The sequence below is a fragment of the Maricaulis sp. genome, assembly GCF_017642925.1.
In the GTDB taxonomy this organism is placed as follows: Bacteria; Pseudomonadota; Alphaproteobacteria; order Caulobacterales; family Maricaulaceae; genus Maricaulis.
In genome coordinates, this window is the sequence record NZ_JAEPOL010000003.1 from 43,841 (window position 1) to 59,255 (window position 15,415).

Below are 15,415 nucleotides of genomic sequence, written 5' to 3' on the forward strand. Positions count from 1 at the left end.
TCATGAGAAAGGGCGCAGCCGGCCGGCCGCGCCCTTCTCCGTTCCAGTGTGTCGAAACGCTTACACCATGCGCTCGACGGCCACGGCGGTTGCTTCACCGCCGCCGATGCACAGCGAGGCAACGCCCTTGGTCTTGCCGGCCTTTTCCAGCGCCGCCAGCAGCGTCACCATGATGCGGGCGCCGGAGGCGCCGATCGGGTGACCCAGGGCGCAGGCGCCACCATTGACGTTGATGATGTCGTGGGAAATGCCCAGCTCCTTCATCGCGATCATCGGCACGACGGCAAAAGCCTCGTTGATCTCCCACAGATCGACATCCTCGACCTGCCAGCCGGCCCGCTCGACGACCTTGCGCATGGCAGGCACCGGCGCGGTGGTGAAATAGGCCGGTTCGTGGGCATGGGCTGCCGTCGCGACGATACGGGCGATCGGCTTGATGCCGCGGCGCTCGGCTTCGGACTGGCGCATCATCACCAGGGCTGCCGCACCGTCGGAGATGGCCGACGCATTGGCCGCCGTGACCGTACCGTCCTTGGAGAAGGCCGGACGCAGGGACGGGATTTTCTCCGGCATCGCCTTGCGCGGCAGCTCGTCGGTATCGACCGTCACATCGCCCTTGCGGGTCTGGATCGTCACCGGCGTGATCTCGCGCTTGAAATCGCCCTCCTTGGTCGCGCGCTGGGCGCGGGCCAGGGTTTCCAGGGCGTAGGCATCCTGCTGTTCGCGGGTGAACTGGTGTTCTTCCGCGATCATGTCGGCATAGACACCCATCGGCTTCTTCTCGTAGGCATCCTCGAGACCGTCCTGGGCCATGTGGTCCTTGATCGTGTCATGACCGTATTTGAAGCCTGCGCGATGCGTGGGCAGCATATGCGGCGCGTTGGTCATCGATTCCATGCCGCCGGCGATGATGATCTCGGCATCGCCCGAGGCAATCGCCGCGCGGCCCATGATCGCCGCCTGCATGCCCGAACCGCACATCTTGTTCAGCGTGGTCGCCTCGACGGATTTGGGCAGGCCGGCCTTGATCGCGGCCTGGCGGCCCGGCGCCTGGCCCTGGCCGGCCATCAGCACATTGCCCATCAGGATCTGGTCGACATCGTCGCCGGCGAGACCGGCCTCTTCCATCGCCGCCTTGACGGCAATCGCACCGAGTTCGTTGGCCGAAAGCGGCGCCAGCTCACCCAGCAGGCCGCCCATCGGGGTGCGGGCCATGCCGACGATGACAATGGGATCGTCGCTAGCACTCATTTCGTGTCTCCTCAGGGGTTGGTTTCGTCTCTAGTCTGGCGCGCATGATCGAAAGATGCGGCACAGCGTCAAGCATTTTCGCAGATGCGACATCGGCGGTCCGGACCTGGCCGCGATTGTCCGATTGGGGACAATCCCTTCTGCTGTTTGCCGTTTTCGCGCTCATCGCTGCCTATTTGGGGCAACATGAATCACTGTTCAAGTTTTCCCTGACCGATGAATGGCGGCCATTCATCGCCATTGCGGCAGCGGCAATCCTGGTCCCCGCGCTCGCCGAAGAGATGGTTTTCCGGGTCCTGCTCGGCGGCCGGACCGGCTGGCTGAGAGCCGCCCTCGCCCTGACCGCCTTCGTGCTCTGGCACCCCGTACAAGTCTGGCTCGGCCTGCCGATGGCCCAGCCGGTCTTCCTGGAGCCGGGCTTCCTGGCGATCGTCGCGCTGCTGGGACTGGCCTGCACCCTCGCCTGGCACCGCAGCGGCTCGGTCTGGCCCGCCGTCATGATCCACTGGCTGACCGTGGTGGCCTGGAAAGGACTGACGGTTCCGGGTTAGGCGTCGTCTTCGCCGGAAAACAGAAACAAGAGGGCTCGATGCCCCTCCACAATGCGTGCCACTTCCAGCTGATCATCAGAATACCGGAACAGGATCAAGTAATTGCCCTCAGGCACACATCTCATCCCGGCTCCCAGCTCTTCGCAGGACCGGCCGAGCTTGAAGGGCGTTTCGCAAAGGCTCGAACACCGTTGCGAAAGTCGTTCTACAAAGCGATGAGCGACCGTACTGCTCCCGCTTTTCTCAGCGATATAGGCCGCTATCATATCCAGATCGTCCAGCGCCCGCCGTGTCAGCCGAAGCGCAAACAAGACTAAGTCTTGTCCGACCCAAGCCGCCGGGCCGTTTGCCTCAGGTGCGCCTTCACCTCTTCCGGCGTATAGCGCCGGGGGTCGGCCAAAGCCTCTTCCAGCGACTGCCGCAACTCAGCCAGCCTCGCCTCGCGTTCAGAAATGAGGCGCAAACCGTCTTCCACCACTTCGGCCTCCGTCTTGTAACGGCCCTGCTCCACCTGCTCTTTGACGAAAACCTGCCAGCGCTTGTCGAGCGAAATGGACATGGAACGCCTCCTTCTGGTTGCAATTCTAGCACGCTTCGGTGCGGAATGCTCCCCTTTTGTTCCGCTGTGACGGAGAGTATTTTCGTCGGCCATACATACGCCGTCATCCCACGGTCCCTGCGCAGCAGGGATCCGGGGGACCTCAGCTAACCTGTCGGCAAGTCTGGCGCGCCGCTGCCACAGCCTGTTGTCCACCTGGATAGCTGAGGTCCCCCGGACCACCCGCCTCCGCTTCGCGCAGGCTGGCCGGGGGATGACGGTGTGTGAAGGCAGGAAAGGAACGCCCGGGAACGCGCCACGGACACACGCCCCTGCCCTCACCCGATCAGCCGCACACCCGTACCCGCATTGCCGCGCCCGCTCGTCGACGCGATCCAGCCGCCGCCCAGCACGCGGTCTTCGTCGTCGCTGGAATAGAAGACGCAGGCCTGGCCCGGCGCGACGCCCTCCTCGCCCTTGGCGAGGACGACGCTGACGCTGTCACCGTCGACGGCCAGGGCGGCGGGCACGGGCGGCCGCGTCGAGCGCACCTTCACGCGCACGGGCGCGCCGTCCGACAGGGCGTCGTCGCCCAGCCAGTTGATCTCCTTCAGGCCGATCGTATCGACTTCCAGAGCCTCGCGCGGGCCGACAATCACCTGCGCCGTTTCAGCGTCCAGACGCACGACATAAAGCGGGTCGCCCAGGGCGATGTTCAGCCCGCGGCGCTGACCGACCGTATAGCGGATCACCCCGTCATGATTGCCCAGCACCCGGCCGTCGACATGCACGATCTCACCCGGACGCGAGGCGCCGGGACGGACTTTCTCGACAATGTCGACATAGCGGCCCTGGGGCACAAAGCAGATGTCCTGGCTGTCCGGCTTGTCGGCGACGACGAGGCCGAAGGCTTCAGCCAGCTGGCGCGTCTGGTCCTTGTTGAGATGACCCAGCGGGAAGCGCAGGAAATCCAGCTGCTCATGCGTGGTCGCGAACAGGAAGTAGGACTGGTCCTTGCCGGCATCGGCGGCCCGGCGCAGCTCCGGCCCGTTCGGCCCGGCCACACGCTGGATGTAATGCCCGGTCGCCATACAGGCCGCACCCAGCTGGCGCGCCGTGTCCAGCAGATCGGCAAACTTGACCGTCTGGTTGCAGCGCACGCAGGGAATGGGCGTGTAGCCGGCCAGATAGGTATCGGCGAACTCCTCGATCACCGCCTCGCGGAACCGGCTTTCATAATCGAGCACATAATGCGGAAAGCCGCAGGCCTCGGCGACGCGCTTGGCGTCGTAGATGTCCTGACCGGCACAGCAGGCGCCCTTCTTCTGGATCGCGGCGCCATGATCGTAAAGCTGCAGCGTCACGCCGACGACGTCATAGCCGGCGCGGTGCAGCACGGCCGCCGTGACGGAACTGTCGACGCCGCCGGACATGGCCACCACAACGCGATGGTCTGCCGGGTTGCCGCCCAGCCCCAGCGGATCGCCGGACAGGTTGAATTCGGAAAGCAGTGCATCGGCGCGCGCCAGGGCGTCGCCGGAAACCAGCGTGGTCATTCTTGCGCCTCCAACGGGGTCAAGGCCCGGAGCAAACGGTTATCGATTGCGGTGATATAGAAGAAAGGGAGCGCAATGACGAGTCGGTCAGGCTCACGCCAAGGTCAAAGCCCGAAAGAGAGCTGGTCTCTCCAAGCCAGAAAAAACAAAACCCCAATTCCGAGGACTATGGCGATCAGCCAAACTCCAGGATTGGTAGTGTCCATCCGATCAAAGACATCGCGCGGGGCTTCGCCGTCGGCTCTGGTTGATCTTGCGGACAGGACAAACCAAACAACACCCAGCCCGACGATGCTGACAACGGTGGCGACAGTAGCAGCAAGGCCTGGTTCTCCGCCATTTAACAGGAGAGCCAACGCGAAGACGGCACACCACAGCCCTACTATTGCAGCAAGAGCAGCTTTCATGAAGCTAGCTTATTCGAGATAGCCACTCGCACAATGCTCAGCCCCGCAACGGCGCGCTACCGCAGATAGTTCAGCAGCGAAACCTGGTTCAGCGAGGAGAAGGTCGCCGCCGAGACCTGCACGGCCGTCTGGGCCTGCTGGAAACGGGTCGCGGCCTCGGCCATGTCGGCGTCCTCGATGTCGGAAATCATCAGGGTGATGAAGTCCTGGCGCTCGACATGATTGGTCTTCAGATTCTCCACATGCGCCTGCCGCGTACCGTTCTCGCCGACGCGGGCATGCAGATTGTCCAGCGCAGACACGACATTCTGGATCTCGGTCTGCAGGAAGGCTTCCTGCGCCGCGGAAAGCGGGCTGGCGAAGGGCCCGTTCGGGCCTGCGTCGAAATCGGCGATCCGCTTGAAGGACGCCATCACATCGCCGCCGACATCGCTGGCCAGCATACCCACCTCGATCGAATAGTTCTGGTCGAGCTGGACCTGCGGCTTGCGGTCATTGTTCTGGAAGGCCTCGTCGGCATTCGCCATGGGCACAAGGTCCGACAGATCCGAAATTCCGACCGACGGCACATCGGTGCGCGTGCCGCTGAACAGATAGGTGCCGGCATGCTGCGTATTGAGCGCGTTGGTGACCTCGTAGAAGGCCTCGCGCGTCTGCTGCATGATGTAGTCGCCTTCCTTGGTGGTGATCGCAAGGCGCAGGCTGTTGGCGGCGTCGGCGATCTGCTCCAGCGCCGTGTCCTGGGCGGCCAGCCGGGTCTCGGTGCGCGTCGCAGCTTCCTCATAGCTCTTGGCCTGGGTTTCCGCGGCGCGGGCGGCCGACAGCATCTCGGCCTGATAGCCGACGCCCTTGAGATCGTGCACCAGCTTGCCGGTCGTCAGCTGTTGCTGCGCCTCGAACATCTGCTTCTGGGCCTTCATCAGGTCCATCAGCGCCGACTGGTTGGCGGCATAGGTGGAAATGCGCGTCATGAGTACAAAACCTCCTAGATGATATTCAGGAGAATATCGGTCATTTCCTTGGCGGCCTGCAGCATGCGGGCCGATGCGTTGTAGGATGTCTGGAAGCGCGTCATCGCGGCGAGTTCCTCGTCGAGATTGACCCCTTCCACATCGGTGCGTTTCTGGGCCGCGGTCTCACGCAACACGGCGGCCGACTCAGCAACACTCTCGGCGCGCGAGGCGCGAGAGCCGACCGCACCGGCCATGCGGGACGCGTAGTCCTGCAGGCTCACCGTCGTGCGGTTGAGCGAACCGGCTGCATCGAAGCTGCGGGGATTGGTCAAGGCGCCCTGCAGGGCGATGCCGCCGCGATTGTCGCCGGCCGTCACCACGACATCGCCGACAACCGTCGCGCCATCGATGTCCAGCTGGGCCAGGGCCAGCCGCGAGGCGTTCGACCGGATTGCCGGATCGACCCCGAAGCTTTCCGAACGCCCGGCGCGGGCTTCCAGGCCGACGCCGAAGATTTCCGAGAAGGCCAGGCCCGAACCCGGCCGCGACGTGGTGTCGCCGGTCAGGTTGACATCGAAGGCCTCATAGCCGGCATTCGGCGTCGAGGTCAGCTCGCCATTGGCGTCGAGGCTGAAGGTGACATAACGGCCGACACCCGTTGTGGTGTTGTTCAGCGCGGCGATGACATCGTTGAAGCTCTGACCGGCGACCATCGGGATGTCGACCGTCGTAACCCGGTCACCCGCTGCCGTCTTCACTTCAAAGCTGATCGTGGAACCGCCGGCAAATCCGTGCAGCTCAGCACCGGTCATGCCGGTTTCGAAAAAGCCGGGCTTGGCCGACTGCACGACATCATTGAGACCGAAGAAGTGCGCAAAACCGCGGCCGCCCCGGTCGCTGGGATTGACGTCATCCTGCAGGGTGGCGATACCGTTGGCCGCGGCATCCGCGGCAATCGTCAGCTGGCCATTGGCAAAACTGGCCGACCCGACACCGCCCAGCGCCGTGTCGATCGCCGTGGTCAGGCTGGCCACCGTCGTACCGATCGCAGCGGCCGGACCGCCATCGACCGACAGCGTGCCGGCGTCAAAATCGATATCGACGCGCCGAACCAGCGTGCCGGTATTGTCCGTCACGGCCAGCGTGGTCGCGCCCGTGAAATTGTGCAAGTCCGTGCCTTCCAGGCCGGTATTGCGACCACTCAGCGTCTGCGGCGGCGGATAGGCGGTGGCATTGTTGTGTGCCGCGTTCAGCGCGTCGGCTGCGCCCGCGGTCAGCTCGGCCAGCTCTTCGGCCATGGCGGGCAATTCCTTGTCCCGCATGTCGATGAGCGCGCGCAGCTCGCCGCTGGTGATATGGCTGTCCAGCTGTTGCGCCGTGCCGCCATTGGGCGGCTGGACGAAGATGTTGCCGTAATCGATGCCATAGGCACCCGTGCCGCCGGCATCATAGCTCAGCTTGGCCGGGTAATTGTCCAGCAGCAGCACGCCATCGCCGGTACGCACCACGACCCGGCCGTCAGGCTGGTAGTCCGAGCGTACGTCCATGTATTGCGACAGTTCGTCCAGCAGTTCGGACTGGCGGTTCTCGGCGCCGGACGTGTCGCCGCCGGTCGTGGCGAGGCTCTGGACGCTGGAATTGAGCTCATAGAGCTCGTTGATGATCTCGTTGACCCGCGTGACATTGGCATTGATCTTCGAGTCCGACTCCAGACGGTAGTTCCGGATCTCGCCGGACAGGCGCTTGGCCTCGTCGAAGAAGGATTGCAGGTCGGAAGCCGCCGACAGGCGCGCCACGGCGAGGGTCGGATCGACACTCGCCTGCGACAGGCCGGAGAAAGCCGCATTCATGCGCGAGAACAGCGAGCCGGCATCGTCCAGCTTGCCGAATTGCGACTGCACCCGGTCGAGCATGTTGGCGCTCAGCTCGGCCGCACCGGCATCGCTGATCGCCCGCAGGGACGCGATCTGGAGGTGGCGGTCGACAATCCGGTGGATGCCGACGACTTCCACACCCATCGCCACGCCGCCGACATTGCGGGCCTGCAGGAGCGCTTCCGTGCGGGCATAGCCGGGTGTGTTGACGTTGGCGACATTGTTGGACGTGGCGCGCAGGCCGGCCTGGCTGGCCGAAAGGCCCGACAGCGCGTTTCCGAGGATTCCGTTCAGCGACATGTTCCGCTCCCTGCGCGCAGGCCGATCAGACGGGCCGGGCGGTCAATTCTGCCGCCGGCACGGCAAGCCTTGCCGGGTCGCCAGGGGCGGCGCACACCGTGTTCAAGCCAAGCTGCCATCTCGTAACCCATTGTGATAATTCGACCTTTGCGCATTCGATCTGTTCAGCGGCCATCCGCGAGACGGATCGGCCTGTTCCTGACGTCGCAAGGGGCGGGCCAGTTTTCCGATGACCGCACCGGCCTCTGTCCGGCACCCGGGAAACCGTGCCGGGAGAACAGGATCGCGCCCGCGCGCGAGGCCGGGCGGGTGCGTGAGGCGCAGACCGGCAGCTTCGGCCCACCACCGGGAAAGTTTCGCCGGGCAGAACCCGTCGAGCCACCCGGTTACCGGGAAATTAATACGTATTTTCTGATGGTTAGATCAAATCGAAACTGGCACGCCCCTTGCGACCGGATCGGCAAGCCAGGCGCGGATGGCGCCGCAAGAACAAGATGGACCGGACATGCAATCGGGTTTTCCCACTGCCAACCTCCCCCGGAGCGCCGACACGGCGGCCGCGGTCGATCGCTCCGGCGCGACCGGCCGGCCGGCCGGCGATGCAGGCCGCCGTCAGGGCGACACGGACAGCACCCGCGAGAGCGCTTTCTCCGACATGGTCGAGACCGCGCGCAGTACGGAAGAGGCCCCGGTCCGCAAACCGGCAGGCCAGGCCAAAGCCGGCGAGCGCGCTGTTCCGTCCGACGCGGCCAACACCGGCAATACGGGCAATGCACCTGCCGCGGGCCATTCGGGCAATACACCCGCCTCGGGTCAGCCCGCCCCGGCACCTGCGACTGCGACCGACGCGCCTGCAGACGTTCAGGACGTGACTGCGACCAGCCAGAAACCGGCCCAGGGCAAGTCCGCCGAAACCGGCAGGCCCGCCGCTGCTCAACCGGCTGTGCAGCAGACCGCCGCCCAGCCGACGGCTCAGCCCGCGCAAGCCGCTTCGGCGGTGCCCCCCGGAACTGCACCCGCGACCGCCGCACCAGGCAACACGGCTGTGCCCGCACCGGCAGCAGACGGTGCCGCGCAAGCACCGGACAGCACAACAGCCGAGGCTACCCGCGCTGCCCCCGCTTCCGCGAACACCCAGAGCAGCACATCCGCAAAGTCCGCGACCGCAGCTCCGGTACAGAATACCGGCCGGGCGACGGCTCCCACCGTTACGAACCCGGCATCGAACAGCACGCCGGGATCGCAGCCAGGCGCCGATGCACCTGACCTCGCCACCGAACCTGCCAAGCAGGCCTCTACCGCCAAGACCACGGACACTGCCAGCAAGACCGCCAACACGGCTCCGTCAGCTTCGCCCACACCGGACGCATCCGGCACCAGGCCGGACAAGCCGGCCCAGACAGCCAATGCAGGCACGCAGACGGCCATGCCCGCCCAGCCGGATGCCACGTCTCCGGCTGCATCGGAAAATGCCGCGGCGTCGTCAGGCTCAGCCAAGACTTCGGCCATGCCGACCGGCGCTCAAAGCCAGGCCGCCACGGCCGGGGCCACTACCGCCGCCGCCACAGCAGCAACGGCCAATGCAATGCCGCAGCAGCAAACCGGACAGGCACCGGCCCCGCTGCGCGAGACGTCGCACCGTCCGGCTATCCTGGAAACCGGCGGCAATTCGGCATCCGCCAAGTCGTCGAACGGCAAGTCCGCGACTGTGGCAGGCCAGCAGGTTCCGGCCACGCCAACCGGACAGGGCTCCGTCCAGTCAAATGCGACAGCGGAGGGCAGCAATGTTACGTCTATGTCGCCGCAACGTGACCCGAATGCACTGGCTATGTCACCGCTGATGCAGGCTCTCGCCCAGCCTGCAGGAGGCGCTGACCAAGCCCCGGTCCAGCCGCTCGAGATCGACGCTGACGCCGCACAATCCGATGCCGAGATCCAGCTGAACCGCACCGGCGATGTCCGCGCATCCGTCGATCGGGCCGGCGCCAGTCTGCCGCGCTTTGCGCCGCATACCGCCCAGCATCTGGCCGGACAGATCACGCGCCAGTTCAACAATGGCCAGCGCGTCTTCGACATCCGTCTCGACCCGGCCGAGCTCGGCAAGGTGGATGTGCGCCTGGAACTGCGGGCCGACAATCGCGTCCACGCTGTTCTATCCGCGGAACGCCCTGAAACGCTTGCGGAACTGCAACGCGCCGCGCGGGATCTGGAACGCAGCCTCAATGAGGCAGGCCTGGAACTGGCCGAAGAGGGTCTGACATTCCAGCTGCGCGATGAAGGCGGTGACACGCCGGGTTCGCAGCGCGACCCGTCGGCAACCACCATGCCGATCTTTGCCGAAGGCGGCGAGATCGGGCTGACCGACGAGGCCACGGCGCCGATCGTCCAGCAATCGAAATACGGTTTCCTGCTGTCCCGCCGGAGCGGCGTGGACATGCGGGTGTAAGGGAGACGCGAGAATGACCGAAGTCACGAGTGCGACCCAGTCAAGCCCTTCGCTTGTCAATTCGCGCACAGGCCTCGCCGACAATTTCGAGATGTTCCTCACCCTGCTCACCGAGCAGATGAAGAACCAGGATCCGCTGAATCCGCTGGATTCAACCCAGTTCGTGAACCAGCTGGTCGATTTCTCGAGCGTGGAACAGCAGATCGCCCAGAACCAGAATCTGGAGAGCCTGCTGATCCTGCAATCGGCCGCCGCCCAGGCGAACTCGGTCGGCTATATCGGCCGTGTCGCCATGGCCGACACACCTATGGCCTACATGGAAAATGGCAGCGCCAACTGGGAGTACATCCTGCCCGACGACGCCGAGTCCGTGACGCTGGTCGTCAAACAGGGCGAACGTATCGTTGCCCGCTCGACCGGCGAAGTGACGGCCGGTTCCCACGAATTCGAATGGGACGGCAAGAGCGAAAACGGTGCCGATCTGGAAGAAGGCGTCTACACGCTGGACGTGATCGCCACGAATGCCGATGGCGAAAGCATCACCGCCGAAATCCGCGCATCGGGCCGTGTAACGGGTGTCGACATGTCCGGTAGCGAAGTGATCGTCCAGATGGGCAATATCAGCGTCCCGCTCTCCTCCATCCTGGCCGTTCGTGAAGCCGGGGCGGGAGGTGTCGAGGACAATCCCTATCTGGAACCGACTGAATAGAGCAGGCCCGCCGGCCTGACGGGCCGCCAGAAGGCAGCCCCAACCAACGCAGCAGAAAGCTCCAAACAAGAACCAAGTACGCAAGGAGCATGCACTATGAGCATCAATTCCGCGCTTTTGGCCGGCGCTTCCGGCCTCATTGCCAATTCAAGCGCGCTTGCCGCGATTTCGGACAACATCTCCAACGTCAACACGATCGGCTACAAGCGCGCCAATTCCGTGTTCACGCCGCTTTATGATGGTGGCGGCAACTCTGCCAGCTCGCGCTATACCGCAGCCGGCGTGAATTCGGTTGCACGTCTGGCGATTTCCGAAGGCGGCCTGCTGCAACCCGGCACCACCAGCACCGACCTGGCCATCGCCGGCCGCGGCTTCTTCGTGGTGCGCGAAACCCCCAATGCCGACTCGAACGATACGGTTGCGTTTACCCGATCTGGCCGTTTCCTGCCGGACGAAAATGGTTATCTGAAGAATGACGCCGGCATGTATCTGGCTGGCTGGCCCGTCGCGTCAGACGGCTCGGTGACAGCCAACCCGTCGGATCTGAACAATCTGGAGACAATCAACCTGTCATCCATCGGGGGCGCCGCTGAAGCATCGACGACGATGTCATTCAACGCCAACCTCTACCAGCGCCAGGCCGTTTCAGCAGACGAAGCGACCTACGACCCGACAATCAGCGCCAACAACATGGCATCGGGTAATGTCACGCCGGACTTCCAGCGCTCCATTCCCTTCTATGACAGTGTTGGCGGCGTCCGCACGCTGACCATCTCCATGCTGAAAAGCGCAACGACGAATGAATGGCATGCCGAAGTTCACATGTCGCCGGCCTCCGACGTGACGACCGGCGCCGGCCTTGTCGACGGCCAGCTGCTGACGGGCACAGTTGCGTTTGACGAGAATGGCCGCCTTGACGTCGCCAATACCACGCTGCCGACCTCGCTCGACTTCCTGGCATCGAGCAACGTCGCGGCCCTCGGTGCCAACCAATTCCAGTGGGCGGCATCGACCGGTATCGACGCCCAGTCCATCGCCCTGGATTTCGGTGGCGCGAACTCGGCCGGCGGCTTCACCCAGTATGACAGCCCGTCCAACCTGGGTTCGACCAATGTGAACGGCTCTGCATTCGGGAACTTCGCCAGTGTCGATGTGGACGAGGACGGCTTCGTCTTCGCAAAGTTCACAAACGGGATCGTCCGCAAGATCTACCAGATTCCGGTCGCGACCTTCACGAATCCGGATGGACTGGAAGCGCAGTCCGGCGGCACATTTACCGTTACTCCCGAATCCGGAGCCTACACCCTGACGCGTCCGGGTCTGGGAACGGCCGGCAATATCGCCTCCTCGACGCTGGAAAGCTCCAACGTCGATCTGGCAACCGAGTTCACCAGCCTGATCACGACTCAGCGCGCCTACTCCGCATCGTCGAAGATCATCACCACGGCTGACGAGATGCTGGACGAGGCGATCCGGATGAAGCGCTAGAGGCCGCTCTGATCCCCAGAATGGTCTGAAGGGGGCGCCTCGGGCGCCCCCTTCTTTTTTTGCCGCCTGAGGGGCATGCCGCGGTCTGCCAATTCGACACAAATTCTATCGAGTGCCTTAAACACAAATTTACCCAGCGGTTTAGGTGGATGTTAAAGGGCGCTGTGTAGGGTGACCCTACAAACAAGAACAACGGGGGTCGGACATGCAGCCGCGCCTTAAAAAAGAAAATTATGTCATTGGACCGGATGGTAGCCCTCTCACCCTGGCGGACCTGCCCAAGCCGAGCACCCAGCGCTGGGTCGTTCGTCGCAAGGCTGAAGTGGTCGCGGCCGTGAGAGGTGGCCTGCTTTCGCTCGAGGACGCATGTGCACGCTATTCGCTGACGGTCGAGGAATTCCTGGGCTGGCAGCGTTCCATCGACAAGCATGGACTGGCCGGGCTGCGCACGACGCGCCTGCAACAGTATCGCTAGTTGTCCCCCCTTTAACTAGCGTTTCCGAACGGCGGCCCTTCCCCCCGGGTCGCCGTTCAACATGTCAATTGCACATCGTGATTGTGTGCTCTGCCTGGTCTCGACGGGTGGAGTGCATTTCCTATTAAGCGTCATTAAACCCTCGTTTACGAGACCGGTAGGAAAATTCTGCCCAGTGCTTCGCTGATGAAGCAGGGACGTAAGGCAGGATTCTCCGTGAACGCTCTACTCGACCAGTTCAAGGCTTTTGGCGCCGGGCGCCTGACCGCCATCTTCGGTCTCGCCGTGGGTGTGGCCGCGGCGCTTGTCTATTTTTCCGGCGCCGTTGGCGGTGGCAGCCAGTCGCTCCTGTATTCGGGTCTCGACCCGGCGGAAGCAGCATCCACCAGCCAACTGCTCGACCAGGCGAACATCGCCTATGAAATCCGTGAAGGCGGCACCGCCATCTATGTCGACACGGCCCAGGTTGACGAGGCCCGCGTGCGGGTCGCGTCCTCCGGCCCCCTGTCCGGCGCCTCGGTCGGCTACGAGATTTTCGACCGCCAGGACAATTTCGGCCAGACCAGTTTTGTCCAGAACCTGAACGCCAAACGCGCGCTGGAAGGCGAGCTGGCGCGCACGATCCAGTCCATGGCCTTTGTCGACAGTGCGCGGGTGCACCTGAACCTGCCCGAGCGCCGCCTGTTTGCCCGCGACCAGCAAGAGCCGACGGCCGCCGTTACGGTCTCCACCGGTCAGCGTCTGAACGCCGAACAGATCCGCGTGATTCGCAATATCGTCGCCTCCGGCGCCGGCCTCGAGCCGGGCCGGGTCGCCCTCGCCGACGATCGCGGACGCCAGCTGGCCGGCACGGTCGATGGAGAAAATGCCGGTGCGGTCTTCATGGACGAACGCCGCGGAGAAGTTGAAGCCGAACTGCGCCGCAACATTCTGGACATTGTCGAAGGCGTTGTCGGCTCCGGCGCGGCTCGCGTCCAGGTGACGGCCGACCTGAACCGTCAGAGCGTCACGCAGAGCTCCGAGACGTATGATCCGGAAGGTTCTGTCCTGCTGTCGCGCGAGCGTTCCGAAGACGTCTCCAGCGATCGCGAAGGATCCGGCAACCGTGTCTCGGCCTCCGAAAACCTGCCCGACGGCGCCAATGGCGAGACCGAAGGCGCCAGCAATGTCGCCAATCGCGAGACGTCCAGCGAAACCGTCAACTACGCCCTGTCCAGCACCACGCGGACCGAAGTTGTCGAAGCCGGCGCCATCGAACGCCTGTCTGTCGCCGTTGCCGTCGACGGTATCGTTGAAGTGCAGGAAGATGGCACCACGGTTTGGCGCGAACGCCCGCAGGCCCAGATCGAGCAGATCGAGGCCCTCGTCCGCTCGGCCATGGGCTTCAGCGATGATCGGGGTGATGCCCTTACGGTTCGTCAGATCGAATTCGCCCGTGGCGACCCGCTGCTGGGCACGCCCGCAAGCAGCCCGCTGTCCCTGTCGAAAGCCGACATCATGCGGGTCGCGGAAATCATCGTCCTGTTCGTGACGGCCCTGCTGATCATCTTCCTGGTTGCGCGCCCCCTGGTCAAAGGCGCCAGCGGCGTGGCCATGCCGCAAGGCCTGGCGCTGGCTGCGGCCGGCGCCGACGCTGGACCGACGCCAATGGCACTGCCGGCCCAGGGCGAACGTCCGGCAGCCCTTCCCGCAAGCGGCGGCAACGACTCGATCGATATCGAGAAGATCGACGGCCAGGTGAAGGCGTCCTCGCTGAAGAAAGTCGCCAACATCGTTGAATCCCATCCCGAGGAATCGATCGCGATCCTCCGTTCCTGGCTGCATGAAGGGTAAGCCCGGCCATGTCTGAGAAGCGCGCCATAGAAGATCCCGCCAGACTCACCGGCCCGGAAAAGGCTGCCGTGATGCTGCTGGCGCTCGGCGACGAGGGCGAGTCGATCTGGCAGCACCTCGACGAGGAGGAAATCCGCGAGGTTTCCCAGGCGATGTCCAATCTGGGCACCGTCACGTCGAGCGCCGTGGAAAAACTGATCGTCGACTTCGTCGGCCAGATGTCCTCCACCGGCTCGCTGATGGGCTCGTTCGAGGCCACCCAGCGGCTGCTGACCTCTTTCCTGCCTGGCGAAAAGGTCGAGGCGATCATGGAAGAGCTGCGTGGCCCGGCCGGCCGGACCATGTGGGACAAGCTGGGCAATGTGAACGAGGTGGTTCTGGCGAACTACCTGAAGAACGAATACCCGCAAACCGTCGCCGTCGTGCTGTCCAAGGTGAAGTCCGAGCATGCGTCGCGCGTTCTGGCCGCCCTGCCGGAAGATTTCGCCCTGGAAGTGGTGACCCGGATGCTGCGCATGGAGCCGGTGCAGCGCGAGATTCTCGACCGGATCGAGGAAACGCTGCGCACCGAATTCATGTCCAACCTGGCGCGCACCTCCAAACATGACAGCCACGAGATGATGGCGTCGATCTTCAACAATTTCGACCGTCAGACGGAAAACCGCTTCCTCGCCGCCCTCGAAGAGCGCAATCGCGAGAGCGCTGAGAAGATCCGCTCGCTGATGTTCGTCTTCGAAGACCTGTCCAAGCTGGACCCGGGCGGTATCCAGACGCTGATGCGTTCGATCGACAAGGACCAGTTGGGCCTGGCGCTGAAAGGCGCGTCCGACAGCCTGCGCGACCTGTTTTTCTCCAACATGTCCGAACGCGCCGCGAAGATCATGCGCGAAGACATGGGGGCAATGGGTCCGGTGCGCCTGAAAGACGTGGACCAGGCACAACAGGCCATCGTCTCGGTGGCCAAGGATCTGGCGGCCAAGGGCGAGATCATGCTCGCCGACGGCGGCGCCGACGATGAACTGATCTACTAGGGA

The 15,415-nt window shown here is 64.1% G+C and carries 14 protein-coding genes; 7 read left to right on the forward strand and 7 right to left on the reverse strand.

The features are described 5' to 3' along the window. Positions 1 to 60 precede the first annotated feature (60 nt). Positions 61 to 1,251 (reverse strand): thiolase family protein, encoded by a 1,191-nt coding sequence (locus JJ918_RS03195; RefSeq protein ID WP_291883162.1) that lies wholly within the window; start codon positions 1,249 to 1,251, stop codon positions 61 to 63. Positions 1,252 to 1,367: 116 nt separating this feature from the next. On the opposite strand from JJ918_RS03195, the gene JJ918_RS03200 reads away from it, so the two are divergent. Next, the gene (locus JJ918_RS03200) at positions 1,368 to 1,802 is read left to right on the forward strand and encodes a CPBP family glutamic-type intramembrane protease (RefSeq protein WP_291883165.1); all 435 of its coding nucleotides are present in this window, start codon (positions 1,368 to 1,370) and stop codon (positions 1,800 to 1,802) included. Here JJ918_RS03200 and JJ918_RS17215 read toward each other — a convergent pair. From JJ918_RS17215 to flgK, 6 genes are all read right to left on the reverse strand, one after another. Beyond that, a complete protein-coding gene (locus JJ918_RS17215; protein WP_367277625.1) occupies positions 1,799 to 2,113 on the reverse strand; it encodes a type II toxin-antitoxin system RelE/ParE family toxin in 315 nt (104 codons plus the stop codon). The two genes, JJ918_RS03200 and JJ918_RS17215, sit on opposite strands and share 4 nt — an antisense overlap. A gap of 2 nt (positions 2,114 to 2,115) precedes the next feature. Then, positions 2,116 to 2,361, reverse strand: a complete 246-nt coding sequence (locus JJ918_RS03205) for a type II toxin-antitoxin system ParD family antitoxin (RefSeq protein ID WP_291883169.1) — start codon at positions 2,359 to 2,361, stop codon at positions 2,116 to 2,118. 317 nt (positions 2,362 to 2,678) lie between these two features. After that, positions 2,679 to 3,896 (reverse strand): tRNA 2-thiouridine(34) synthase MnmA, encoded by a 1,218-nt coding sequence (gene mnmA, locus JJ918_RS03210; protein ID WP_291883173.1) that lies wholly within the window; start codon positions 3,894 to 3,896, stop codon positions 2,679 to 2,681. Between the two features lie 104 nt (positions 3,897 to 4,000). After that, positions 4,001 to 4,303 (reverse strand): hypothetical protein, encoded by a 303-nt coding sequence (locus tag JJ918_RS03215; RefSeq protein WP_271185676.1) that lies wholly within the window; start codon positions 4,301 to 4,303, stop codon positions 4,001 to 4,003. Between the two features lie 56 nt (positions 4,304 to 4,359). Continuing rightward, entirely contained in the window at positions 4,360 to 5,274 is a 915-nt protein-coding gene (locus JJ918_RS03220) for a flagellin (RefSeq protein WP_291883178.1), read from the reverse strand. A 14-nt stretch (positions 5,275 to 5,288) separates the two neighbouring features. Further along, entirely contained in the window at positions 5,289 to 7,430 is a 2,142-nt protein-coding gene (flgK, locus tag JJ918_RS03225) for a flagellar hook-associated protein FlgK (protein ID WP_291883181.1), read from the reverse strand. Between the two features lie 505 nt (positions 7,431 to 7,935). Here flgK and JJ918_RS03230 point away from each other — a divergent pair. The 6 genes from JJ918_RS03230 to fliG all read left to right on the forward strand — a co-directional run bounded on the left by JJ918_RS03230 (position 7,936) and on the right by fliG (position 15,412). Beyond that, entirely contained in the window at positions 7,936 to 9,876 is a 1,941-nt protein-coding gene (locus tag JJ918_RS03230; RefSeq protein ID WP_291883183.1) for a flagellar hook-length control protein FliK, read from the forward strand. 13 nt (positions 9,877 to 9,889) lie between these two features. Further along, a complete protein-coding gene (locus JJ918_RS03235) occupies positions 9,890 to 10,585 on the forward strand; it encodes a flagellar hook capping FlgD N-terminal domain-containing protein (RefSeq protein ID WP_291883186.1) in 696 nt (231 codons plus the stop codon). A gap of 96 nt (positions 10,586 to 10,681) precedes the next feature. Continuing rightward, positions 10,682 to 12,073: a flagellar hook protein FlgE gene (locus JJ918_RS03240; protein ID WP_291883189.1), complete on the forward strand. Its 1,392-nt coding sequence runs from the start codon at positions 10,682 to 10,684 to the stop codon at positions 12,071 to 12,073. A gap of 205 nt (positions 12,074 to 12,278) precedes the next feature. Continuing rightward, entirely contained in the window at positions 12,279 to 12,548 is a 270-nt protein-coding gene (locus JJ918_RS03245; protein ID WP_271185670.1) for a DUF1153 domain-containing protein, read from the forward strand. Positions 12,549 to 12,764: 216 nt separating this feature from the next. Beyond that, positions 12,765 to 14,381 carry a flagellar basal-body MS-ring/collar protein FliF gene (gene fliF, locus JJ918_RS03250; protein WP_291883194.1) on the forward strand — a complete coding sequence of 539 codons (1,617 nt, stop codon included), beginning with the start codon at positions 12,765 to 12,767 and terminating at the stop codon, positions 14,379 to 14,381. An 8-nt stretch (positions 14,382 to 14,389) separates the two neighbouring features. Next, positions 14,390 to 15,412, forward strand: a complete 1,023-nt coding sequence (fliG, locus tag JJ918_RS03255; protein WP_271185668.1) for a flagellar motor switch protein FliG — start codon at positions 14,390 to 14,392, stop codon at positions 15,410 to 15,412. The last annotated feature ends 3 nt before the right edge of the window (positions 15,413 to 15,415 follow it).

Bases quoted from the DNA above. Each gene is read 5' to 3' on its own strand.
- JJ918_RS03195 (WP_291883162.1), bottom strand. From the start codon at position 1,251: ATGAGTGCTAGCGACGATCCCATTGTCATCGTCGGCATGGCCCGCACC.
- JJ918_RS03205 (WP_291883169.1), bottom strand. From the start codon at position 2,361: ATGTCCATTTCGCTCGACAAGCGCTGGCAGGTTTTCGTCAAAGAGCAG.
- mnmA (WP_291883173.1), bottom strand. From the start codon at position 3,896: ATGACCACGCTGGTTTCCGGCGACGCCCTGGCGCGCGCCGATGCACTG.
- JJ918_RS03215 (WP_271185676.1), bottom strand. From the start codon at position 4,303: ATGAAAGCTGCTCTTGCTGCAATAGTAGGGCTGTGGTGTGCCGTCTTC.
- JJ918_RS03220 (WP_291883178.1), bottom strand. From the start codon at position 5,274: ATGACGCGCATTTCCACCTATGCCGCCAACCAGTCGGCGCTGATGGAC.
- flgK (WP_291883181.1), bottom strand. From the start codon at position 7,430: ATGTCGCTGAACGGAATCCTCGGAAACGCGCTGTCGGGCCTTTCGGCC.
- JJ918_RS03230 (WP_291883183.1), top strand. From the start codon at position 7,936: ATGCAATCGGGTTTTCCCACTGCCAACCTCCCCCGGAGCGCCGACACG.
- JJ918_RS03235 (WP_291883186.1), top strand. From the start codon at position 9,890: ATGACCGAAGTCACGAGTGCGACCCAGTCAAGCCCTTCGCTTGTCAAT.
- JJ918_RS03240 (WP_291883189.1), top strand. From the start codon at position 10,682: ATGAGCATCAATTCCGCGCTTTTGGCCGGCGCTTCCGGCCTCATTGCC.
- JJ918_RS03245 (WP_271185670.1), top strand. From the start codon at position 12,279: ATGCAGCCGCGCCTTAAAAAAGAAAATTATGTCATTGGACCGGATGGT.
- fliG (WP_271185668.1), top strand. From the start codon at position 14,390: ATGTCTGAGAAGCGCGCCATAGAAGATCCCGCCAGACTCACCGGCCCG.